The sequence below is a fragment of the Erwinia sorbitola genome (genome assembly GCF_009738185.1).
Lineage (GTDB): Bacteria > Pseudomonadota > Gammaproteobacteria > Enterobacterales > Enterobacteriaceae > Erwinia > Erwinia sorbitola.
In genome coordinates this window covers 1,958,018-1,980,145 of sequence record NZ_CP046509.1, presented here as the reverse complement: position 1 = coordinate 1,980,145, position 22,128 = coordinate 1,958,018, and the positions used below count along the sequence as shown (strand labels likewise).

The following is a 22,128-nucleotide window of genomic DNA, read 5'->3' as shown; positions in this document are numbered from 1 at the left end:
CCTTACTGCGCTATCAGCGCTGCGCTGCCGGGTTTCTCAACACCTTATCTGCCCTGCTTTGCTACTCTGCCCGTGCGCTCCTCTTCGCAGGGCACGCCGTTGTGCGCTGCGATGAGGCAAATCCTGCACACTGTTTGTGCAGGTTTACTGCGCCGGGGTGGTAAATGCAGATGCCACCGCCAGCAATGCGCTGGCTATATCTACCATGCGCTTGTTCTGATCCATCGCCATCTTGCGCAGGGTCTGCCACGCCTGATCTTCGCTGTAGCCTTGATGACGCATCAGCAGTACTTTGGCGCGATCAATCTGTTTACGGTCTTCAATGCTGGCGCGCATGGCCGCCAGTTCATCATCCTGATCCTGCAGGCGCCTGGACTGTTGCTGCACCAGCGTCAATAACGAACGCCCTAGCTGTGGTGCCAGGCCATCCGCCTGTAATGGCTCCGCGTGAGGTTGCTGCCCGTCGTAGCTGGTAAAAAATACACTCCAGGACGGTTCTTCCGCGCGCTGCTTCATCTGTTGCTGCATCTCTGCCGGGCCGATATCTCCGCGCCCTTCCGCCTCGCTGATACTCTGGCGACAGCGCTGCATCAGCGCATGGGCCAGCCGGTCTTCAACGGTTTTTAATCCGTCAATGCGCCGTGAAAGGGACTGATACCAGCGCAGCGCCATTGCCGCGCCCTGTTCATCAGGCCGTGTAAGCGTGCAGGCAATACGCCTTAACCGCTCCACATCACTCTCACTTTGCGCCACTGACTGCCAGCATTGCAGCGTCTCGTCATCGGCAAACTGGGTGAAATTACTAAAACAGCGCTCCTGAGCATCAATCAGCGACAGCATCTGCTGACGCAGTTCCGGAGGGAAGTGCCCGGCGGCAAACCCCGCCGATCCTACAGCACGCTCCTGCCCGGCCAGCTCTTTTCCCTGCATAAAGCTGTACATCGCGATCAGCGCCCGTGAAACGCCGGGATCGGAGGCGGTATCAACCATTTCAAATACCAGATGCATCAGCTGCCGGATAATATGATTAAAGCCGGTCATCGCCTGCGTATGGGTCAGCTGCAACGCCCGCACCTGCTGACGTAACACTTCCTGTTCATTAAGCGCCTGCATCGCAATGGCAATAGCGCTGAACAGCCGACTGGATGCTGGCCAGTCGTTTGCCACTTCGGGCAGCGACGGCAGCAGCGCCATCACTCTTTCCTGGCTGCGCGCTACCTGACGGCCGCACCGGGAAAGTTCATCGCTGAACTCCTCACCGGCAGAGCAGATCCAGATATTGCTGGCCCCACGTTCGCGCTGCAACTCATGGATCAGATGGCTGACTTCAGTAGTCAGCCTGCCGCTGTTCAACAGATGGCGCAAAGCGGCGATTTCCTGTTGTCTGGATGCGCGCAGAAATGCCAGGGCTGAAGGATATTGAGTGCTCATCGGTGTTCTCCGCTTTTTCGCGATTATTCCAGCAAAGCAAAAGCCGTACCGACATCACACACTGCTCTGTTCTGGCATTTAGCTGAAAAATCGCAACCTGAAATTAAATGAGGCAACTGAAAGTTAATTAACCAAATTTACTCATTTACCCGGCTGCGAAGAAACGTGTCAGCTGGTTTTTCAGTAGCTACCATAACGCAGAGCAGAATAGTGGTTATTGACGCTAATCAAATTGCCGTTTTGTCACCTTTCAGGCAAACTCTGTCACGCTTAAAACCCGTGCTAACATGTTCATCACGTTACTGCAATTGTTCCCATTCCCAAAAGCGTCAGGTAAACTGGGCTAAGAATTATCTTTATGTAAACCTGTAAAATTTTATCCCGGAATGTTGAGAGCAGTCTATGTTTGATGACGCGTTCCCGGACTAGCTCAAAGCCGCCGTGTTGCGTGTGAAAAGAACCCGACTTATTGATGATATTCACGAGGATCAATGTGAAAATTAGCATCGCGTTTACCCTGCTGGCCGCGCTCACTTTAGCAGGATGCAAAGCACCACCGCCGCCCGTTAACGATGACACCATAGTCACCAGCGTCGTCGATGGCGTGACGTTAACGCACCGTCATGCAGTGAAGGCACCCGCGTCCTTTACCCCGGTGAATGAGAACTATCGGGCGCTGTATAATGCCTCGGTCATGACCAGCCCTGACTATAGCGGTAAGGTGGTGCGCTACCTGGAAAACGGCAAGCCATTTACCGTGCTGGGTGAAGTTGAAAACCGCTGGCTCGCTATTGCGGAAGTCGATGAGCAGCAGTTAATCGGCTACGTTCCCCTGAAAGCCGGGGTGAAGAGCGACCTGTACGATGCCACTCTACGCAGTGACCGACCGCGTCCGCGTAAAAACAGCAAGAAAGTGTGCGTGGATGTGGGTGGGAAGAGCAAGGCCTGTCGCAACAATAATACCGCGACCTGGATTCTTGAGTAATCGCACCTGACACAGCCCGCGTTGCCACGGACGGCAGCAAAAGCGTTTATTCACCTTCTGGTGAAGTTGACCCTAATTACCTGCTGGCACACAGCCGAGATTAACACATCCTGATGACGTCGGAATTTCCCGTTGACCCAGCCACACCGGTCAGCCCAGATAACCCATTACTGTTAGCAGCCTCTCCGCTGCTCAATGCTATTGTACAAATCCGCCTGGCAGCCACCCATGACGACCCGGCCGGTTTACGCCACCAGCTTATCGATGAGATGCGTCATTTCGAGACGCGTTGTAAGCAGGCGGGTATGCCCTTTGAAATGATCATCGGTGCCCGTTACTGCCTTTGTGCCGTGCTGGATGAAGCCGCCGCGCAAACCCCCTGGGGCAGCCGGGGCGTATGGTCAGGCAATGGCCTGCTGATCACTTTCCATAATGAAAGCTGGGGCGGCGAAAAAGTCTTTCAGCTACTGTCGCGCATTTCACAAAACCCCGCCCAGCATCTCTGGCTGCTGGAAGTGATTCATTTCTGTCTGCTGCTGGGTTATGAAGGACGCTATCGCGGGATGGATAATGGCCGTCTGCAACGTGATGCCGTTCGCACCCGGCTGGCGCAGCTAATCCAGGATGTTCGTAGTCAGCAGGAGCCGCTGCTGCCACAAACCGCCGTCGCCGCCGGGCAGAGTACGCTGTGGCGTCCGCCGGTACCGCTGTGGGTCTGCGTCATCCTCGCCACTTTTATTGGCTGCCTGATTTTCTCCGCTCTTAACTGGCGACTGGGGAATGCTGCCGAACCGCTGCTGCGTCAAATCTGGCAGACACCGCTACCAAAAGTGGTTGCCGGACAGCGCGGTGCCGCACCACAGGAGCTGCTGGATCTGCGCCAGCGTCTCAGTGACCTGATTGCCGAGCGTAAGCTCGATGTGGCCGATAGCGCCAACGGCAGTAAAGTGATCCTCCCCGCCGACCGCCTGTTCACTCACTCCACCACGGTACTCTCTCCTGAAGGTCGCGCGCTGATTGCCCGCGTAGCAACTGCAATGGAGACGGCCAGAGGAACTATTCAGGTCAGCGCTTACACCGATGATGAACGGGTGCTTTCCAGCCGTTTCCCGTCAAACTATGAATACTCCGCCGCTCAGGCCCGCGCCATCAGTACCATGATGGCGCAGCTGATTGCCCAGCCGGGCATCACCATACGTGCCCAGGGCCGTGGTGACAGCGGCGCACTGCTGCCGAATGACAGTGCGGAAAACCGCGCACAGAACCGTCGCGTTGAAATCACCCTGTTCGCTGCCCCCGAATCAGACAACAGCCACTCTACGGGGAAAAAATAATGCTGAAGAACTTTTTTTCACGGCTGCCCGGCCGCCTGCTATGGGGACTGACTGGCGTCACTGCCCTGTCTGCGCTGATCTGGATGGTCGGGCCGCTGCTGTCATTTACCCGCTTTCAGGCACTGGACAGCCCGCTGAATCGTCAGCTGTTAATCGGCCTGAGCTACTTTTTGTGGATCCTGTTTCAGCTCATCCCGCAGCTTTACCGTGCCTGGTTTAACAGCAAACTGCTGACCCGTCTGCAACTCAGCAGCAGCGATCATGCTGAACTAGAGGCCACTGGTGAAATGCTGGATAACCGTTTCAGCGAAGCCGCCGCACTGTTAAAGAAAACTCAGTTCGGCAAGCGTGGCGGCTGGCTACAGCGTTTTAGTGCGCAGTATCTCTATCAGCTGCCCTGGTATCTGATCGTCGGCGCGCCTGGTGCGGGAAAAACCACCGCGCTGATCAACTCCGGCCTCGAATTTCCCCTCAGCGACTCAATGGGGAAAACCGCACTGCGCGGCATCGGCGGTACCCGTCACTGTGACTGGTGGTTCACCGGGGAGGCCGTACTTCTCGACACCGCCGGCCGTTATACGCTGCAAGAGAGCCAGCGCACCCGCGATGCCAGTGAATGGCAGACCTTTATCACCCTGCTTAAGCGTTATCGCCCGCGTCAGCCGATTAACGGCGTCATTATGACACTCAGCATCGCCGACTTATTGAGCGATTCAGCCGAAGTTCGCCACGCGCAGGCCAGCGCGCTACGCCAGCGTATGGCTGAGTTACACCAGCAGACCGGCATCGCTTTCCCGGTCTATATTATGGTGACTAAAACCGACCTGTTGAAAGGATTCTTACGCTACTTTGCCCGGCTGGATAAACAGCAGCGTGAGCAAATCTGGGGCTTCACCTTCCCGTGGGAGCCAGGCCGGCAGAGCGACCGTCGGCTTAATGCGCAGTTTGAACAGCAGTTTCATCTGCTTTCAACGCGGCTGATGACCGATCTGAGCGACAGGATGGCGCAGGAAAGCGACCTCACCCTGCGCGCCGAATGCTTCCAGTTCCCGCAGGAGTTCTGCGCATTGCGGCCTCTGCTGGCGGAATATCTTGATATTGTCTTTTCACCGCAAAATGGCGAAACCCCCTGGGCTGCGCGCGGCCTGTTCTTTACCAGCGGCACTCAGGAAGGACTGCCGTTTGACCGGGTGATGGGCGAGCTGTCACGTAAGCTGCAACTGCCGCAGCCGCAGGGGCAGTCCATTGCCAGCTGGGACAGTGTGAACCGCAGCGCGCCGATCCCCGCCAACAAAGGGCAGAGCTTCTTTATCCGCGGTCTGCTGTGTGATGTGGTGTTCAAAGAGAGCCGCCTGGCGGGCAGTGACCGCCTGTGGGAGGATCGTAATCGCCTGCTGCATCGCGCCGGTTATGTCGTTCTGGCGCTGACGCTGCTGGCCACTTCAGCCCTGTGGCTGACCAGCTACTATAATAATCAGCACTACCTGCAACAGGTCTCTGCGCGCTTACCCGCGATTACCGAGCAGGCAAAAAAGCTGAACGGCAATAATCACGGTAACATCCTTGATCTGCTACCCTTCTTAAACAGCCTGGTGGCACTACCACAAACCAGCAGCTTCTCACTGGACGCTCCTCCCCTCACGCTGCGTGGCGGGCTATACCGGGGCGATCAGATTAGCGATGCTGCGTGGGGGCTGTATCAGGGTGCCCTGAAGTCGCTGTTACTGCCGCGGGTGGCGCAAACTATCGCTCAAACCCTGCGCGATGATGATGGCAACGACGCAGAGTTCAGCCGGAATGCCCTGCGTGCCTATCAGATGCTGTACCAGCCGCGCAGCTACGATGGCGAATTCCTGCGCGGATGGGTGATGAAGAATCTGCAACTCAGCCTGCCATCCAGCGTAACCAACAGCCAGCTTCAACAGCTGGACTGGCATTTAAGCCAGCTGCTGGATCGTCAGATTCTCAGCTCACCTTATATGCGTGATAACGCGCTGATATTGAAAAAGTTAGCCTTTAACCAGGAAAATGCCTCCCGCCAGGCAAACGTCGGGGAACCTGCTGCAATGAGCGCCACTTTTGGCGGGCAATTCACCGCAGTTCAGCGAAAAGGTCATCATTATGGCAGCGAGAAATGACCTGGGATGGTATGGCAAGCTTCCAACAACCGGCGATTTTTTGCAGCGCCGGATGCCGGAAGCCTTAGTTGACAGCTGGTCGAACTGGTTCCAGCTCGGGCTGGTTCACTGGCATCACCATCATGATGGGGCCACCGACCCGTTCAGCCGGGCACCGGTGTGGAACTTCGCCCTGCCCGCCACCTTAGGCGTGCAGCGGGTGCAGATTGGCTGTCTGATGCCCTCGCGGGATCGCGTTGGACGCGCATGGCCGTTGCTGGCGCTCCAGAGTGTGCCGGTAAAAGCATGGCACCCGGCACAGCTGACCATCTCCGGGGAGTGGTTCCAGGAGCTTGGGGCCACTCTGAACGAGGCGGTGCAGCAGCTCCACTCCGTCGACTGGCTGGAGCAGGCGCTGCGGGGTATCTCTCCGCTGTCGCTGCCTGACACCGGGCGTTCCGATATTATGGATGTGATCGGCTATCAGGATCTCCCCTGTACGCTGGCCTGGCAGGAAGTGGCAAAGCGCTTCGATCCGTTGCAGTACACCAGCTATTGGTGGACTAACCAGAGTGATGGTTATCCACTGACCAGCCACAAGCACAGCGGTAATCTTACCGCCCAGCTGTTTTCGCAGTTATTTCATCCGGCGGCCGGGTTACAGCCGGGCCGTAACGGACTCTATCCGCCGATGTTTGAATAGAGTGATTAGGCCTCAGGGCCTTATTGCAGGAAAAAAGCATGCGATTGACCATTTTACAGAATCAGGCCGATGTTCCGGTAATCGCCTGTGATTTTGTTCCCCCTGGCGGCACAATTGGCCGCAGTGTGGATAACGATCTGGTACTTCCCGATCCCGACAGAACCATTTCACGCCTCCAGGCACTGGTGCATGTGGCGGCGAACGGCGAATGCCGTCTTACTAATCAGGGCAGCGTTATCGCGGTGATTCATAATGGCCGTGCGCTGATGCGTGGAAGTCAGATCATCCTGGAGCACGGCGATACGCTGACCATTGGCCCTTATCAGATTGATGTCAGCGATCCGCAGCGCGAAGTCCCTGCGGCTGAACAGTCAGTTGATATGCTGTCGCTGTTTGCTGACGATCAGGGCAGCGATAACGATCCCCTCGGAATGCAGCACGCCGCACAGGATGCTTTCACCTCATCACTGCACGAGGCGTTGAGCGCTGAAGCTGCCAGCCTGCGTTCGGCACGTCAGACCGTTGGCCGTCTGGGCATCGATCCGGTCAGCCACGATCCCCCCGCCAGCGGAAGTGGCCCGGCGGCAGGAGGCAACCGTGAACAGCGCATGCTGGCCGCCCTGCTGGAAGGTATGGGTCTGGATACCACCCTTGATAAAACGCCGCTGACTGAAGATCAGATGCGAACCACGGGCCGTATGCTCAGTCTGTTTTCGCAGGGCACCGTGGCGCTACTCTCCTCGCGTTCAATCCTCAAACGCGGGGTTAAAGCAGAAATGACGATGATCCTCAATGAGGCTAATAACCCGTTTAAAATCCTCCCTTCCGGCAAAACGGTACTGATGCAGATGTACCAGAGCCAGATGCCCGGCTTTATGCCGCCGGAGCAGGCGGTACGGGATGCCCTTGTCGATCTCCAGGCCCATCAGTTAGGAATGATTGCCGGTATCCGTGCGATTATCGCCGCGATGCTGCAATCATTTAATCCGCAGCGGCTGGAAGATCTGGCGCGTCGCGATGGTCAGGTGCCGCGTATTGCACTTAACAGCAGCAAGAAAGCGGCGCTGTGGGACTATTTTTTGCGCCACTATCAGAACACCTCTGGTGAAATCGAGGATGACTTTCATACCCTGTTTGGCGAAGCGTTCCTTCATGCCTATGACATGGAAGTTAACCAATACAAAGATTCGCAAATTCGCCCGGAAGACGCATGAATATTAACTATTCCGCCACGACTCAGATTGGTAAACGAGAGAGCAACCAGGACACCACCGGCACAATGTTAGGCCATCGCAGCGCCTGCTTTATGGTCTGCGATGGCGTGGCGGGTACCCCCGGTGGCGAACTGGCTGCACAGATCGCCCGTGATACTTTGCTGAACCAGCTTGACGGCGATGCTCCCCTGCACCCGCATGAAACGGCCACGCTGATCGATCGCACCGAGCAGGCTATCCTTGATGCGCAGAGGATTAATCCGAATTATCAGAAGATGAGCACGACCCTGGCAGCGCTGTTTATTGATCGCGACAGCCTCAGGGCCTGGTGGGTGCATGCCGGGGACAGCCGGGTATATCTGTTTCGCCGTGGGGTGGTACATAGCGTGACTCGTGACCACAGTCTTGCGCAACAGTTGCTGGCGGCCGGGTATGAAAATACGGGAATTAACAGCAACTTACTCTATAATGCACTGGGTGCGGATGTGACACACCCGCACGGCTACAGCGATGTCATCACGCTGGAAGATGGCGACGCGTTTCTGATTTGTACCGATGGTTTCTGGAGCAATCTCACACCCGGCGAGATGGAGCAGGCGCTGCGCATGGTTAATTCCCCGTCAGAGTGGCTGGCGCTGATGCAAAAAGCCATCGACCAGAGCGAAAAAAAAGATAACCTGAGCGCCGTGGCAGTCTGGATTGGTTCACCACAAGAGACCACATTACTCTTTTCCATGGCGGATTCTGCCCGTTTTCTCCCGCCGCGCGATTAACACCAAGGAATGCTATGAAATTTTGGTTGCCAGCTACTTTGACTCTGTTGTTCGCCACCACGGCCCAGGCGGCAGACTATCGGGTGGTCTATTCCCCCAGCCTTGAGCTGGAAGTGTTTATCGATAATGTCAGCAGCAACACGCCGGCGGCCTGGTGCAAGGAGACGCTGAACCTGCGCATCGTTTCCGGTAAAAGCACCGAGTCCGGTGTGCTGACCAGTTTCTTACCGCGTGTGGGTAATTTATTGCAAAACCAGTGCGGCAAACTGCTGGAGCTGCCGTGGCAGATGACGAATACCAAAGGAACAGTGCTGGCAACAGGCACGGCGGCCAAAGAGCAGAGCTGGCGGCCAATTGTGACCGCTGATGCTACCGCCACTGCCACCGCAAGCAATGCCTCGCCGCTCGACCTGTCGCAGCCTGCCAACGCCGAACCGTTGCAGCATTTCGACCTGCCCGGCGGTTGCCACTTCCGAACCTGGTGGGATGACAACGGTCAGTCCCTGTTTATTCCTGATGATAAGTCGTTAACCTGCTCTACAGAGGGCTGGCTGGAAGGGGCAAGTAAACTGACCCTGCAACAGGGCAACCGCAGCGAACCGCTGGCGGTAAACTTTTATCAGGGCTACCCGCTGACCCATCTTCATCCTACGCCTGGATCGGTGGATGTGGTGGCGGTCAATAACCAGCGTCTGGTGCTGGCTCGCAGCGATGCGCCCAACAGCTGGCTGGTGCTGCCATTTAATCCAAACCTGCACGTCTGGTCTTTTGACGGCACGCTGCTGGTAAAAATGGACAAAAAACAGGCCAGTGATGGCGCAGCATTAAAAGCGGCGGTGGATGCCGCACGTAAAAGCTGGTCGGGCACCATTGACGCTGGTGTGAAAGTGACTGTGCTGTTGGTGGATGACCTGCACGCCGACCTCGCCGACCCGGCGATTGGCGCCTGGCGTACCGTTAATTAACCCCGCTTATCAGGACGCCAGGAGAGTTTCACTATGACGGCAAACGACCCACAAAAAAATGTACCCAATGCCCTACCGGCTGGCTACCGTTTTAATGAATTTGAAATCAAGGAAGTGATTGGCGGCGGCGGTTTCGGCATTGTGTATCGCGCATGGGATCACCTGCTTGAGCGCACCATTGCCATCAAAGAATATCTGCCAATGTCGCTGGCCAGCCGGGGCGAAGATCTCTCTATCACCCTGCGCGGTGAGCGCTATCAGCGCCTGTTTAACGCCGGACTGAACAGTTTTATCCAGGAAGCGCGTCTGCTGGCACGTTTTAACCATCCTGGCCTGCTGCATGTATTGCGCTTTTGGGAAGAGAACGGCACCGCCTATATGGGTACGCTGTTTTACAGCGGCATGACGCTGAAAGAGTGGCAGCAGGGTGCCCCGGAGACGATTGACGAAGCGTGGATCCGTCAGCTGTTACCGCCGCTGTTTGGTGCTATCGATACCATTCATCAGGCCGGTTATCTGCACCGTGATATCTCGCTGGATAATATTCAGATCCAGGATAACCAGCTGCCAGTACTGCTTGATTTTGGTTCAGCGCGCAAAGAGATTGGTAACCTCTCCGATGAAACGGAGATCATGCTGAAACCCGGCTACGCGCCAATTGAACAATACAGTGAAGAGGGTGACAGCGATCAGGGGCCGTGGACTGATATCTATGCGCTTGGCGCGGTGTTACATACGCTGATCACCGGTAATCCGCCGCCGGTCAGCGTCGTTCGCTGCATTGAAGACCACTATCAGCCGCTGAGTTCATTATGTCCGGAAGGCTATTCACTGCCCTTGCTGCGTGCTATTGACCAGGCACTGCAAATGGATCCGCAGCAGCGACCACAGTCCATCGAAGAGCTGGCAGCGCTGATTGATCTGCCAGTGAGTGAAATGGGAGAGCTGGTCACCAGCGTCGCGATTCCTCTGGAAGAGCCGCCTCAGCTGCCCGATCCGGAGCCAGTGGCGCTGGCGGTTAATCCAGGGGCCGGAACGACCGAACCGGTGATGGCACCACGGATAGCGAAGCGTCTGTCACGTCCTCTGCTGTTACTCAGCACTCTGGCGGTGGCCGCAGTCGCAGCGCTGGTTTGGGGATTGAACCGTGGTGATAAAACTGAGCCTGAGCACTCGGCTGCGGCTGGCAGTGGCGTTACTCCACCTGCTGCGCAGGCCACAGCCACCAGCGCTCCGGCCATGGCCACGGTCTATCTGAAGTTAAATAGCGGCGAGTCTCTGCTGCTGAACGGCAGCGTGATGGACGTAAAACCGAATAACAGCGGCTATGCTTCGTTGAATCTGGCGGCGGGAGATTATCATCTTGAAGTCCACACGGCTAAAGGCGTGCATACGCAGCAGCTGAAGATCGACCGCGCGGGCACCTGGCTGATTAATCCGGGTCGTTAACGTTTAATGCTCGGGTGTAAGACGGGCGAGGCATGCCTCGCCCCTACCCATCGTCTTGCTCATATCTATCCCAGGGGTCAGGCACGCCTGACCCGAAAATACCGCATTATCCTGCCAGCCCGTTATGGCACTGCTGTAGCTCGCGCACCCGCTGTACTAAATCGTTCAGGCAATCGTCATGCATGCCCCGCTGCTTCAGTTCCGTTTCCAGGGAAAAAAGATACTGTGCGTTGGTACCAAGCGGCCCGGTGGCTTTGGCAATCAGCGGTGCGATAGTCTTCGGGCAGGAGTCAGATTCATACAGCGCGTGGCGCGGATCCATTACAAATACCAGCGCAGTCACCGTCCGCCCGTCGTCAAGCACCAGATCGCACCAGGTAGGCAGATAACAGCCGGTAATCATCTCCCGCTTCCACAACAGTTCCAGCTCTTCGTGTAGCTTTGCCTCCGGCAGGCAGAACGCCAGCCCGGTGGTCTGGCCGCCCTCTTTCAATGCCAGCATACGCCCGGGCTGACTGGCTGTACCGCGCCCGGCGGTCAGCCGCAGACAGAAAGCACGATGCCAGCCTTGCAGCGTTCCAGCAGCGACTTCATCCGCCTCAAACACCGGATTCCACATCAGGGAGCCGTAGCCAAAAATCCACACAGGACTGTGATCGGGACGACAGGACAACGTTGCCGCCAGCGAAGCGGCACGCTGTTCGCAGGTCCACAACAGCGACTCTTCGATATCACCGAAGGCCGTTTTGCAATCTGCCTGCAATAGAAAATCTCTTGTTAACATTGCCACCTCCAACACACCACTGCTTAACGCTCCGCTGTTCTGACCGCATCCCTGAGCTGTCTTGTTTTAAGCAAAAACTGAATGCTATTGACGACCTTATGCATTTCCACGGACGCAATCAAGTTTGAAGGCGATCACAAAAGAAAAAAAGTTTCACTTAAGTTGATCGGCAGCCGGAGAGAAATCTTTACTCCTTTCCGTCCCGGTCATCAGCGACAGAGGTAAAAGAACTTTGATTTTTTTGCTAAACCAGTTTAGCTTTTCGGCAGATAATCACATCAGGATAATGACGATGAGTAACAAAATCTGGGTACTGGGCGATGCGGTGGTGGACTTGCTGCCTGAGGGAAATACACATCTGCTGAAGTGTCCGGGCGGCGCACCGGCTAATGTGGCCGTTGGCATTGCACGACTTGGCGGCAGCAGCGCCTTTATCGGCTGCGTAGGCAGCGATCCATTCGGTGAATTCCTGCAACAAACACTGCACGACGAGCAGGTGGATACGGAGTGGATGTATCGCGCACCGGGCCAGCGAACCTCAACGGTAGTGGTGAGCCTGGATGCAGAGGGAGAGCGCCAGTTTACCTTTATGGTTCGCCCCTCGGCCGATCTGTTTCTCAGCGCCGACCGCCTGCCCGCGTTCCACGCCGGTGAAGGTCTGCATCTGTGCTCCATTGCCCTGAGCGCCGAACCCTCACGCAGTGCAGCGATGCAGGCCATGCGTGAGATTAAATCCGCCGGGGGCTGGGTCAGCTTCGATCCTAATTTACGGGAAGACCTGTGGTCAGACCCCGCACAATTAGCGGCAGCGCTGGCCGAAGCCTTTACGCTGGCAGATATTATCAAGCTGTCTGAAGATGAGCTATATGCGTTGACCGATTGCAGCGATGTGCCCGCGGGCGTTGACAGTTTCACCCGTCGTTATCAGCCGTCACTGCTGCTGATCACCTGCGGCAGTCAGGGGGTTTATCTCTGGCAGACAGAGTTATTACAGCACTTCGCCGCTCCACGCGTTGAGGTGGTGGATACCACCGGTGCAGGCGATGCCTTTGTCGCCGGACTGCTGGCCGCGCTGGCAACGGAAGCCGATCCTTTGAAGCCGAAAAATCTCCCGCATGCTGTGCAGCAGGCGCAGCGCAGCGGTGCAGCCGCCACTACCGCCAAAGGGGCCATGACCGCCCTGCCTTACGCCGCCGATCTCAACGCTTTTTAACCCCTTCGCGCTCTAAATTGCCAACCCGGTCACACTTCCTAAACCGGGTTAGCAAATGTGATTGTATCGCCTAATCCTGTTCGCTTACTCTCTGCATCGAACCGGTTTAGCAAAAAAACAAAACAATCACTCTGGGAAACCGTGCAAATGATCAAACCTCGTATTCTTGCCTTAGCCATTGGCCTGGCGTTAACGGCTCCATCTGTCAGCTTCGCTGCCCCCACGCTTACCAGCCTCGAAGAGCGACTGATGGCGATGGAGCAGCGCCTGCAAAAAGCCGAAGATCGTGCCGCCAATGCCGAAACCCGCGCAGAAACAGCGGAGAAGAAGATTGTCCGGCTGGAGGCGCAGTCACAGCAACGGCAGCAGCAAACAGCTGCAACATCCGCTGCGGTAAACTTACCAGCTCCGGCGGCACCGGTGGCGACCGCCAGTGCAGGTAATTTTGCCGATGGCTTCGAGTTCCATGGCTATGCGCGATCCGGTCTGATAATGAACGACTCAGCGGCCAGCACGCAGAGCGGTCCCTATCTGACCCCTGCCGGAGATACCGGCGGTGCCGTTGGCCGTCTCGGCAACGAAAACAATACCTATGTTGAACTCAACTTTGAGCATAAACAGCAGCTGGCTAACGGTGCCACCACCCGCTTCAAGGCGATGCTGGCCGACGGACAGCGCGATTATAATGACTGGACGGGCAGCACCAGCGAGCTGAATATCCGCCAGGCCTTTGTTGAGCTGGGCAACCTGCCGGAATTTTCAGGGGTGTTTGACCACAGCACCCTCTGGGCGGGCAAGCGTTTTGACCGCGATAACTTCGATATTCACTGGCTGGACTCCGATGTGGTGTTCCTTGCCGGAACCGGCGGCGGGATCTACGACGTACAGTGGGCGGACGGTGTAAAGAGTAACTTCTCGATCTACGGACGTAACTTCGGTGATATTGAAGCCATTGATAACACCATTCAAAACTACATTGTCACCAGCAATAATTTTGCCGGCCCCTTCCAGCTGATGATCAGCGGCCTGCGGGCTAAAGATAACGATGAACGCCTGAATGTTGCCCGGGAAAATGATAATGCAGGCGACACCGGCGTTCATGCCATGCTGGCGCTGCATAACGACAGCTTCTGGGGGCTGCGCGAGGGCACGGCTAAAACGGCGCTGCTCTACGGCCGTGGACTGGGGGCTGAGGTTAAAGGCGTGGGTTCTGACGGCAATCTGACGCAGCAGGCAGAAACCTGGCGTCTTGCGAGCTACGGGGTCACCCCGCTGAACAAAACATGGAGTTTTGCCCCGGCTGTACTGGCGCAAACCAGCAGTGACCGCTATGCCGCAGGCGATAGCTATCGCTGGGCCACCCTTAATGCGCGACTGATTCAGGAGATAAACCAGAACTTTGCTCTCGCCTGGGAAGGCAGCTATCAGTATATGGATCTCGATCCTCAGGGTTATAAAGATCGCCAGGCGGTTTCCGGCAGTTTCTGGAAGCTGACCGTAGCGCCGACCTTTAAAGTTGCGGATATCGGTGACTTCTTTACCCGTCCGGAAATTCGCCTCTTCGCCAGCTGGATGGACTGGGACAGCGCGCTCGATCGCTATGCCAGTGACGACTCATTTGGCAGCAGCGGCTTCAGCTCCGGCGGTGAATGGAACTTCGGTGTACAGATGGAAACGTGGTTCTGATCAGCTCATCACAATAAATAGAAAGGTGACATGATGGATTTTGAAAAAACAGCCCGGGAACTGCTGCCGTTACTCGGTGGACGGGAAAATATTGCCAGCGCCGCGCACTGCGCCACACGTCTGCGTCTGGTTATGGTCGATGATGAGTTAGTACAGAAGGACGCCATTGAAGCGCTGGAGGGCGTGAAAGGCTGCTTCCGCAACGCCGGGCAGATGCAGATTATTTTTGGCAGCGGCATCGTAAATAAAGTTCATGCCGCTTTTGTGAAGGTCGCCGGAATAAACGAATCCAGCAAGAGCGAAGCGGCTGATATTGCCGCGCAGAAACTTAATCCATTCCAGCGTATTGCACGGGTGCTATCGAATATCTTTGTGCCAATTATTCCGGCTATCGTTGCCTCAGGCCTGCTGATGGGGCTGCTGGGAATGGTGAAAACCTATGGCTGGGTCGATGCCGGTAGCGCACTGTTTATTATGCTGGATATGTGCAGCTCGGCGGCATTTATCATTCTGCCGATCCTGATTGGTTTTACCGCCGCACGAGAGTTTGGCGGTAATCCCTATCTTGGTGCCACTCTCGGCGGGATCCTCACCCACCCGGCGCTGACCAACGCATGGGGCGTCGCCAGCGGTTTCCATACCATGAATTTCTTTGGGCTGGAGATTGCGATGATCGGCTATCAGGGCACGGTATTCCCGGTGCTGCTGGCAGTGTGGTTTATGAGCCACTGTGAGAAGCGTCTGCGCCGGGTGATCCCCGATGCGCTGGATATCATTCTGACCCCGTTCCTGACGGTGATTATCTCCGGTTTTATCGCGCTGCTGATTATCGGCCCGGCGGGACGTATGCTCGGCGATGGTATCTCTATGGTGCTCAGTACGCTCATCGCCCACGCGGGATGGCTGGCCGGACTGCTGTTCGGCGGTCTGTACTCGGTGATTGTGATCACCGGTATCCACCACAGCTTCCATGCCATTGAGGCCGGATTATTGGGTAATCCGTCGATTGGCGTCAATTTCCTGTTGCCGATCTGGTCAATGGCGAATGTGGCACAGGGAGGGGCCTGCCTCGCGGTATGGTTTAAAACCCGCGATATAAAAGTGCGCAGCATCGTGCTGCCGTCGGCGTTTTCCGCCATGCTGGGTATTACCGAAGCGGCTATTTTTGGGGTTAACCTGCGCTATATTAAGCCCTTTATCGCCGGACTGGCAGGCGGTGCGCTCGGCGGTGCCTGGGTAGTCACCATGCATGTTAATATGACGGCCGTTGGCCTGACCGCCCTGCCGGGTATGGCGATTGTGCAGGCCAGCTCAATGCTTAACTATCTGATTGGCATGGTAATCGCCTTCGGTACGGCTTTTGTACTGTCACTGCTGCTGAAAATCAAATTTGAGGTGAAAGCATGAGTGAAGCCCATCTGTTAAAACAGGCGCTGCGGGCGGTACTTTCCGGCCAGCAGCGTGCGGCAGCCGATCCTCATCGTCCGGCCTGGCATCTGGCTCCCCCTGTCGGATTAATGAACGACCCGAATGGCTTTATCCATTTCAACCAGCGTTTTGTGCTCTGCTACCAGTGGAACCCGCTCGCGTGTGCTCACGGAGCCAAGTTCTGGGGACAGTGGAGCTCGCAGGATCTGGTCAACTGGCGGCATGAACCGCTGGCGCTGGCACCTTCGGAGCCGTATGAAAGTCACGGCTGCTATTCAGGGAGTGCCGTCGATAACCAGGGCGTCATGACGCTGCTGTACACCGGCAATGTGAAGTTTGACGATGGCAGCCGCACCGCATGGCAATGCCTCGCCACCCGCGATGAGCACGGGGAGTTCCATAAATCTGGCCCGGTACTGGCGCTTCCGGAGGGGTATACCGGCCACGTACGCGACCCGAAAGTGTGGCAGCATAACGGCCTGTGGTACATGGTTCTGGGGGCACAGAATCTTGAGTTGCAGGGGAAAGTGCTGCTGTTCAGCTCTCCCGATCTGCATCAGTGGATCTCGCTGGGTGAGATTGCAGGCAGCCACCTTAACGGTCTTGGTGACTTCGGCTATATGTGGGAGTGCCCTGACCTGTTCGAACTCGACGGCCGCAGCGTGCTGGTAGTCTGTCCGCAGGGGCTGAAGGCCGATACATGGCGCTGGCGTAACACTTTCCAGAGCGGTTACTTTTGCGGTTCCTTCGATTACGCAAACCACCGGTTCGATCACGGTGAATTTCACGAACTGGATCTGGGTTTTGAGTTTTACGCCCCGCAAACCTGCCTCAGTGACGATGGCCGCCGCCTGATGATCGGCTGGATGGGCATTCCTGACGGCGACGAGTTCTATCAACCCACCCGGGTTAACGGCTGGATGCATACCATGACCTGTCCGCGTGAGCTCATCCTGCGCGGCGATCGCCTGTTCCAGCACCCTGCCCGTGAGCTGCAACAGCTGCGCGGTCAGGAGAGCCGGTTTGCAGGCGTTGCGCGGAGCCTTCCGACGCTGGCGATTGACAGCGCTGAACTGGAACTCAGCATCGACGGCAGCTGTGAACTTAATTTTGCCGATACCTTACGGCTAACGGTTCACCCGGAAGGAGTCACCCTGCTGCGTAATAATTTGCGCAGCGGAGAGCCGGAAAACCGTGACTGGCGTGGTGAGGTCTCCTTGCTGCGTATCCTGTGCGACCGTTCAAGCATTGAGATCTTTATCAACGAAGGAGAAGCCGTTATGTCGTCACGCTATTTCCCGGCGTCCACCCCTACGGTCTCTTTTGACGGCATTGGGCAGATCGGGCTGAGTCACTGGAGCTTGCAGCAATGCGTGATAGAATGAGCCTATGAGCCATCACACCTAAGCCACTGTGACTAAAAACAAACGTATCACGATTAACGATATTGCCCGGCTGGCGGGCGTCTCTAAATCCACCGCCAGCCTGGTGCTTAATGGTCGCGGAAAGGAACTGCGCGTTGCCGAGGCTACCCGTCAGCGTGTGCTGGAGATCGCCCGCCAGCAGCACTATCAACCCAGCATCCACGCCCGCGCGCTTAACTCTGCGCGCAGCCATACCCTTGGACTGGTGGTGCCGGAAATGACCAACCAGGGCTTTGCCCGCTTCTCCCATGAACTTGAGATGCTGTGCCGTGATGCCGGTTTACAGCTACTGATTGCCTGTACTGCGGAGAATGCCAGTCAGGAAACGCTGGCGGTAAATAACCTGATTCAGCGCCAGGTCGACGGGCTGATTGTTGCCTCAAGTATGCTGAATGATACCGAATATCTGAAAATCAACCAGCAGCTGCCGGTGGTGCTGTTCGACCGCCATCTGGGTGAATCCTCACTGCCGCTGGTGATTACCGATGCTACCGGCCCCACCGCGACATTAATGGAAGCCGTTGCGCGGGAAGGCTATGAAGAGATTTACTTCTTCGGTGGTCAGCCGCGTATCTCCCCCACCCGTGACCGTCTGGCAGGCTTCCGCCTTGGGCTTGAGCGGGCAGGTCTGGAGGTAAAACCGGAGTGGATCATGCACGGCCACTATCATGCCAGTTCAGGTTATGAGATGTTCGCCGAACTTTATGCCAGGCTTGGCCGTGTGCCGCAGGCGTTGTTCTGTGCGGCCTGCGGACTGCAAGAGGGTGTATTACGCTATCTCAGCCAGCATGATTTGCTGGATACCCCCATGCACCTGAGCAGCTTTGATGACCACTATCTCTATGATGCACTCTCCGTGCGTATTGATACCGTGGCACAGGACGAACGCCTGCTGGCCTGGAACTGCTTTGAAATGGTGACGCAGTTAATCGATGAGCAAAAGCCGGAGATGATGCAGCGCTGGCTGCCGGCGCGTTTGAAGTGGCGACGTGCCACGCCGGTAATTTCCTGATCCGACGGGGAAATTGCCCCGTCTTTATCTGCCGATTGAGTGCAATTTTCAGCGCAAATCAGCCCGCATCCCACCCTGATTTAATACAGGCCGTAATTACCAGCATAACCGCTGATTTTTTAGTAAGGCGGGTGATTTTATACGTTACCTGCTGATTTTAATCCTTAAAGCCCATCTTAGAGGTCTTAAAGAGACAATAAAGCTGATGAGTATTCATCAAGATAGCGACATAACCCCGATAAATAGCCCTCTTATCCCTTTTTCTCTGTCTGTCCGTAAATCCGCGTAAATTTATTAAGAACTATCTGTAACTAAGGTTACACTTTCGCCCCTGTCTTTCACATTGTCAGACTATGTTTAATAGGCCTGTGGCGATCCCGCCACTCCAGGTCAACAGGATATAAATAAGGAGCGTCAGCCTATGAGTGCGCACGAGAGCAGTAAAACCCGTCACACCGAGTATTCCCTTATTTTCCCTGTCGCGGCCCTGACCATTTTATGGTTTTGGGGTAACACAGCCTCCATACCACTGGTCATCGGCATCAACCTGATAGCTCTGGTGGCGATTTTAGGCAGCGCTTTTAGCGTGGTGCGCCACGCGGACGTGCTGGCACATCGCCTGGGCGAACCTTACGGCTCACTGATCCTCAGTCTTTCCGTCGTTATTCTTGAAGTCAGCCTGATTTCTGCCCTGATGGCTACCGGTGATGCAGCACCTGCACTGATGCGAGACACGCTCTACTCCATCATTATGATTGTGACCTGTGGTCTGGTGGGCTTCGCTCTGCTGCTGGGTGGGCGTAAATTCGCCACACAGTATGTGAATCTTGCCGGGGTCAAACAGTATCTTATCGCTATTTTCCCGCTGGGTATCATTGTGCTGGTGTTCCCCAACGCCCTGCCCGGCGGTAACTTTTCCATTGGACAGGCGCTGCTGGCTTCCGCAATTTCAGCCGCAATGTACTGGGTTTTCCTGTTGATTCAGACCAAAACCCATCAGAGCCTGTTTGTCTATGAGCATGAGGATGAAGGCGATGATCCACACCATGGCAAACCCTCCGTTCATTCCAGCACCTGGCATACTCTGTGGCTGGTGATACATCTGGTTGCGGTGATTGCCGTCACGAAGATGAATGCCAATACGCTGGGGTCACTGCTGACAGAACTTAAGGCACCGGAACAGTTTACCGGCTTCCTGATAGCGCTGCTGATCCTGTCACCTGAAGGGCTGGGAGCGATTAAAGCGGTGCTGGCAAACCAGGTACAGCGCGCGATGAACCTGTTCTTTGGTTCGGTGCTGGCAACCATCTCTCTGACGGTTCCTGCGGTGACGCTGATCGCGACACTGACGGGCCAGCAGCTGATTTTCGGCCTTGAGCCGCCGCAGATGGTAGTGATGATCGCCGCACTGCTGCTGTGCCAGATTTCGTTTTCAACCGGGCGTACCAATGTATTGAATGGTGCGGCGCATCTGGCGTTGTTTATTGCGTATCTGATGACGATTATGCTTTAAAGGCAGCCAGATTTTCGGCGATATCAGCGTGTATTGAAGGGGCGAGGTTCGTCTCGCCCCGGGTCAGGCATGCCTGACCCCTACAACAGCCAGCGGTATATTCGCCACTGGCTTATGGCAGAAGCGAGGTTCGCCTCGTCCCCGGGTCAGGCATGCCTGACCCCTACAACAGCCAGCGGTATATTCGCCACTGGTTTATGGCAGAAGCGAGGTTCGTCTCGCCCCGGGTCAGGCATGCCTGACCCCTACAACAGCCAGCGGTATATTCGCTACTGGTTTATGGCAGAAGCGAGGTTCGCCTCGTCCCCGGGTCAGGCATGCTGCCCCTACAACAGCCAGCGGTATATTCGCCACTGGTTTATGGCAGAAGCGAGGTTCGTCTCGCCCCGGGTCAGGCATGCCTGACCCCTACAACAGCCAGCGGTATATTCGCTACTGGTTTATGGCAGAAGCGAGGTTCGCCTCGTCCCCGGGTCAGGCATGCCTGCCCCCTACAACAGCCAGCGGTATATTCGCCACTGGTTTATGGCAGAAGCGAGGTTCGTCTCGCCCCGGGTCAGGCATGCCTGACCCCTACAACAGCCAGCGGTTTATTCGCCACTGGTTTATGGCAGAAGCGAGGTTCGCCTCGTCCCCGGGTCAGGCATGCCTGCCCCCTACAACAGCCAGCGGTATATTCGCCACTGGTTAATGCGCCTGATACACCAGGGTGTGACCGCTTCCCGTTAAGGTCAGCGTCTGTTCAGTCAGCTTCACCTCAGCTCCCTGAACCAGCACGGCCGATAGCGTCTGCTCCCACTGATTAAGCTGCGCATCGCTGCACATCATCCGGGTTGAAGCCAGCTGCGGCACAAACAGTCGCCCCTGCTCCAGCTTGCCCTGGCCGAAGAAACGATTACACATCACACCGCTCACCTTCAGATTCTCACCAAAGCTGATGCCGGGCTTCATCCCTTCGCGCGGCGTTACAGCCTGACCATCAACAGAAGTGAGCGCAAATAAGCGATTCGCTAACTTCCCGGCATCGGGCTGGTTACCCGTCTGGCTGGCATTACTACAGCCGGTCAGCGCCATCGCGCCAAGTAGTAGCAACATCGTTTTTTTCATAAAGACTCCTTTAATTTACTTTCCATTGTAGGTAATAAAACAGGGGTTCTGAGGGTACTGCACAAAAAAAACGAGCCAGTTTCCTGGCCCGTATTGAGATAGTACCAACTTAGTTGCTGGTATCCAGTTCAGGGAAGCTTTTAACCAAATCATCAATCGCTTTCATCTGAACCAGGAACGGCTCCAGCTTATCCAGCGGCAGCGCTGAAGGGCCGTCGCACTTAGCGTTAGCCGGATCCGGATGCGCTTCAATAAACAGGCCAGCAATACCTACCGCCATACCGGCGCGCGCCAGTTCGGAAACCTGTGCACGGCGTCCGCTTGAAGCGCTGCCCATTGGGTCGCGGCACTGCAAGGCATGGGTCACGTCGAAAATCACCGGGCTGCCGTTAGAAACCTGCTTCATCACGTTGAAGCCCAGCATGTCCACCACCAGGTTGTCATAACCGAAGTTAGCACCGCGATCGCACAGGATCACTTTGTCATTGCCGCCTTCAGCGAATTTATCAACGATATTGCCCATCTGACCCGGGCTGACGAACTGAGGCTTCTTCACGTTGATCACTGCGCCGGTTTTCGCCATCGCTTCAACCAGATCGGTCTGACGCGCCAGGAAAGCCGGTAACTGAATCACATCCACCACGTCGGCAACGGTCTGCGCCTGGCTGGCTTCGTGAACGTCGGTGATGATTTTCACGCCGAAAGCCTGTTTGATCTCCTGGAAGATTTTCATGCCCTCTTCCAGGCCTGGGCCACGGTAGGAATGAATAGAAGAGCGGTTGGCTTTATCGAAAGAAGCTTTGAACACATATGGAATACCCAGTTTCTGGGTCACAGTGACGTAGTGCTCACAGATGCGCATCGCCAAATCGCGCGATTCCAGCACATTCATACCACCAAACAGGACGAACGGCAGATCGTTAGCGACCTTGATATCACCAATGTTAACCACTTTTTGTTTCATGTCTTCGCCTTTATAGAGTTCACTTC

General features: G+C 56.0%; 18 protein-coding genes. 14 read left to right on the top strand and 4 right to left on the bottom strand.

Features of this window, described 5'->3' with window-relative positions; translation table 11 throughout:
• Positions 1-144: 144 nt before the first annotated feature.
• Positions 145-1,431: a nitrate regulatory protein gene (locus GN242_RS08860; RefSeq protein WP_154751427.1), complete on the bottom strand. Its 1,287-nt coding sequence runs from the start codon at positions 1,429-1,431 to the stop codon at positions 145-147.
• Positions 1,432-1,903: 472 nt separating this feature from the next.
• Here GN242_RS08860 and GN242_RS08855 point away from each other — a divergent pair, with 472 nt between their 5' ends.
• From GN242_RS08855 to GN242_RS08820, 8 genes are all read left to right on the top strand, one after another.
• Positions 1,904-2,416, top strand: coding sequence for an SH3 domain-containing protein (locus tag GN242_RS08855; protein ID WP_154751827.1), 513 nt, complete (start codon positions 1,904-1,906; stop codon positions 2,414-2,416).
• A gap of 113 nt (positions 2,417-2,529) precedes the next feature.
• The gene (gene icmH, locus GN242_RS08850; RefSeq protein WP_156287311.1) at positions 2,530-3,750 is read left to right on the top strand and encodes a type IVB secretion system protein IcmH/DotU; all 1,221 of its coding nucleotides are present in this window, start codon (positions 2,530-2,532) and stop codon (positions 3,748-3,750) included.
• Positions 3,750-5,888, top strand: a complete 2,139-nt coding sequence (tssM, locus tag GN242_RS08845; RefSeq protein ID WP_154751429.1) for a type VI secretion system membrane subunit TssM — start codon at positions 3,750-3,752, stop codon at positions 5,886-5,888. Before icmH ends, tssM begins: the two co-directional genes overlap by 1 nt.
• Positions 5,872-6,570, top strand: a complete 699-nt coding sequence (gene tagF, locus GN242_RS08840) for a type VI secretion system-associated protein TagF (protein ID WP_154751430.1) — start codon at positions 5,872-5,874, stop codon at positions 6,568-6,570. The genes tssM and tagF overlap by 17 nt, the downstream gene beginning before the upstream one ends.
• A 38-nt stretch (positions 6,571-6,608) precedes the next feature.
• Entirely contained in the window at positions 6,609-7,784 is a 1,176-nt protein-coding gene (tagH, locus tag GN242_RS08835; RefSeq protein WP_154751431.1) for a type VI secretion system-associated FHA domain protein TagH, read from the top strand.
• Entirely contained in the window at positions 7,781-8,557 is a 777-nt protein-coding gene (locus GN242_RS08830) for a PP2C family protein-serine/threonine phosphatase (protein WP_154751432.1), read from the top strand. The genes tagH and GN242_RS08830 overlap by 4 nt, the downstream gene beginning before the upstream one ends.
• Before the next feature lie 14 nt (positions 8,558-8,571).
• Positions 8,572-9,522 (top strand): hypothetical protein, encoded by a 951-nt coding sequence (locus tag GN242_RS08825; protein ID WP_154751433.1) that lies wholly within the window; start codon positions 8,572-8,574, stop codon positions 9,520-9,522.
• Positions 9,523-9,555: 33 nt separating this feature from the next.
• Positions 9,556-10,971, top strand: a complete 1,416-nt coding sequence (locus tag GN242_RS08820) for a serine/threonine protein kinase (protein WP_154751434.1) — start codon at positions 9,556-9,558, stop codon at positions 10,969-10,971.
• 106 nt (positions 10,972-11,077) lie between these two features.
• On the opposite strand, the gene GN242_RS08815 is transcribed toward GN242_RS08820, so the two are convergent.
• Positions 11,078-11,755, bottom strand: coding sequence for a gamma-glutamylcyclotransferase (locus GN242_RS08815; protein ID WP_154751435.1), 678 nt, complete (start codon positions 11,753-11,755; stop codon positions 11,078-11,080).
• Positions 11,756-12,047: 292 nt separating this feature from the next.
• Here GN242_RS08815 and cscK point away from each other — a divergent pair, with 292 nt between their 5' ends.
• The 6 genes from cscK to chaA all read left to right on the top strand — a co-directional run bounded on the left by cscK (position 12,048) and on the right by chaA (position 20,031).
• Positions 12,048-12,968, top strand: a complete 921-nt coding sequence (gene cscK, locus GN242_RS08810; protein WP_154751436.1) for a fructokinase — start codon at positions 12,048-12,050, stop codon at positions 12,966-12,968.
• A gap of 147 nt (positions 12,969-13,115) precedes the next feature.
• The gene (locus GN242_RS08805; protein ID WP_154751437.1) at positions 13,116-14,654 is read left to right on the top strand and encodes a carbohydrate porin; all 1,539 of its coding nucleotides are present in this window, start codon (positions 13,116-13,118) and stop codon (positions 14,652-14,654) included.
• A 33-nt stretch (positions 14,655-14,687) separates the two neighbouring features.
• The gene (locus GN242_RS08800) at positions 14,688-16,061 is read left to right on the top strand and encodes a sucrose-specific PTS transporter subunit IIBC (protein ID WP_154751828.1); all 1,374 of its coding nucleotides are present in this window, start codon (positions 14,688-14,690) and stop codon (positions 16,059-16,061) included.
• Complete coding sequence (locus GN242_RS08795) at positions 16,058-17,467, top strand: sucrose-6-phosphate hydrolase (RefSeq protein ID WP_154751438.1); 1,410 nt, start codon at positions 16,058-16,060, stop codon at positions 17,465-17,467. The genes GN242_RS08800 and GN242_RS08795 overlap by 4 nt, the downstream gene beginning before the upstream one ends.
• A 28-nt stretch (positions 17,468-17,495) precedes the next feature.
• Entirely contained in the window at positions 17,496-18,518 is a 1,023-nt protein-coding gene (locus GN242_RS08790) for a LacI family DNA-binding transcriptional regulator (RefSeq protein WP_156287310.1), read from the top strand.
• Positions 18,519-18,939: 421 nt separating this feature from the next.
• On the top strand, positions 18,940-20,031 hold the full coding sequence (gene chaA / locus GN242_RS08785; RefSeq protein WP_154751439.1) for a sodium-potassium/proton antiporter ChaA: 1,092 nt from the start codon (positions 18,940-18,942) through the stop codon (positions 20,029-20,031).
• Between the two features lie 687 nt (positions 20,032-20,718).
• On the opposite strand, the gene GN242_RS08780 is transcribed toward chaA, so the two are convergent.
• Both GN242_RS08780 and kdsA read right to left on the bottom strand, forming a co-directional pair.
• Entirely contained in the window at positions 20,719-21,138 is a 420-nt protein-coding gene (locus GN242_RS08780) for an META domain-containing protein (protein ID WP_154751440.1), read from the bottom strand.
• 109 nt (positions 21,139-21,247) lie between these two features.
• The gene (kdsA, locus tag GN242_RS08775) at positions 21,248-22,102 is read right to left on the bottom strand and encodes a 3-deoxy-8-phosphooctulonate synthase (protein WP_154751441.1); all 855 of its coding nucleotides are present in this window, start codon (positions 22,100-22,102) and stop codon (positions 21,248-21,250) included.
• Positions 22,103-22,128: the final 26 nt, after the last annotated feature.

What these genes read in the sequence shown, in the direction of transcription:
- GN242_RS08860 (WP_154751427.1), bottom strand. Translation starts at nt 1,431, where the DNA reads ATGAGCACTCAATATCCTTCAGCCCTGGCATTTCTGCGCGCATCCAGA.
- GN242_RS08855 (WP_154751827.1), top strand. Translation starts at nt 1,904, where the DNA reads ATGATATTCACGAGGATCAATGTGAAAATTAGCATCGCGTTTACCCTG.
- icmH (WP_156287311.1), top strand. Translation starts at nt 2,530, where the DNA reads ATGACGTCGGAATTTCCCGTTGACCCAGCCACACCGGTCAGCCCAGAT.
- tssM (WP_154751429.1), top strand. Translation starts at nt 3,750, where the DNA reads ATGCTGAAGAACTTTTTTTCACGGCTGCCCGGCCGCCTGCTATGGGGA.
- tagF (WP_154751430.1), top strand. Translation starts at nt 5,872, where the DNA reads ATGGCAGCGAGAAATGACCTGGGATGGTATGGCAAGCTTCCAACAACC.
- tagH (WP_154751431.1), top strand. Translation starts at nt 6,609, where the DNA reads ATGCGATTGACCATTTTACAGAATCAGGCCGATGTTCCGGTAATCGCC.
- GN242_RS08830 (WP_154751432.1), top strand. Translation starts at nt 7,781, where the DNA reads ATGAATATTAACTATTCCGCCACGACTCAGATTGGTAAACGAGAGAGC.
- GN242_RS08825 (WP_154751433.1), top strand. Translation starts at nt 8,572, where the DNA reads ATGAAATTTTGGTTGCCAGCTACTTTGACTCTGTTGTTCGCCACCACG.
- GN242_RS08820 (WP_154751434.1), top strand. Translation starts at nt 9,556, where the DNA reads ATGACGGCAAACGACCCACAAAAAAATGTACCCAATGCCCTACCGGCT.
- GN242_RS08815 (WP_154751435.1), bottom strand. Translation starts at nt 11,755, where the DNA reads ATGTTAACAAGAGATTTTCTATTGCAGGCAGATTGCAAAACGGCCTTC.
- cscK (WP_154751436.1), top strand. Translation starts at nt 12,048, where the DNA reads ATGAGTAACAAAATCTGGGTACTGGGCGATGCGGTGGTGGACTTGCTG.
- GN242_RS08805 (WP_154751437.1), top strand. Translation starts at nt 13,116, where the DNA reads ATGATCAAACCTCGTATTCTTGCCTTAGCCATTGGCCTGGCGTTAACG.
- GN242_RS08800 (WP_154751828.1), top strand. Translation starts at nt 14,688, where the DNA reads ATGGATTTTGAAAAAACAGCCCGGGAACTGCTGCCGTTACTCGGTGGA.
- GN242_RS08795 (WP_154751438.1), top strand. Translation starts at nt 16,058, where the DNA reads ATGAGTGAAGCCCATCTGTTAAAACAGGCGCTGCGGGCGGTACTTTCC.
- chaA (WP_154751439.1), top strand. Translation starts at nt 18,940, where the DNA reads ATGAGTGCGCACGAGAGCAGTAAAACCCGTCACACCGAGTATTCCCTT.
- GN242_RS08780 (WP_154751440.1), bottom strand. Translation starts at nt 21,138, where the DNA reads ATGAAAAAAACGATGTTGCTACTACTTGGCGCGATGGCGCTGACCGGC.
- kdsA (WP_154751441.1), bottom strand. Translation starts at nt 22,102, where the DNA reads ATGAAACAAAAAGTGGTTAACATTGGTGATATCAAGGTCGCTAACGAT.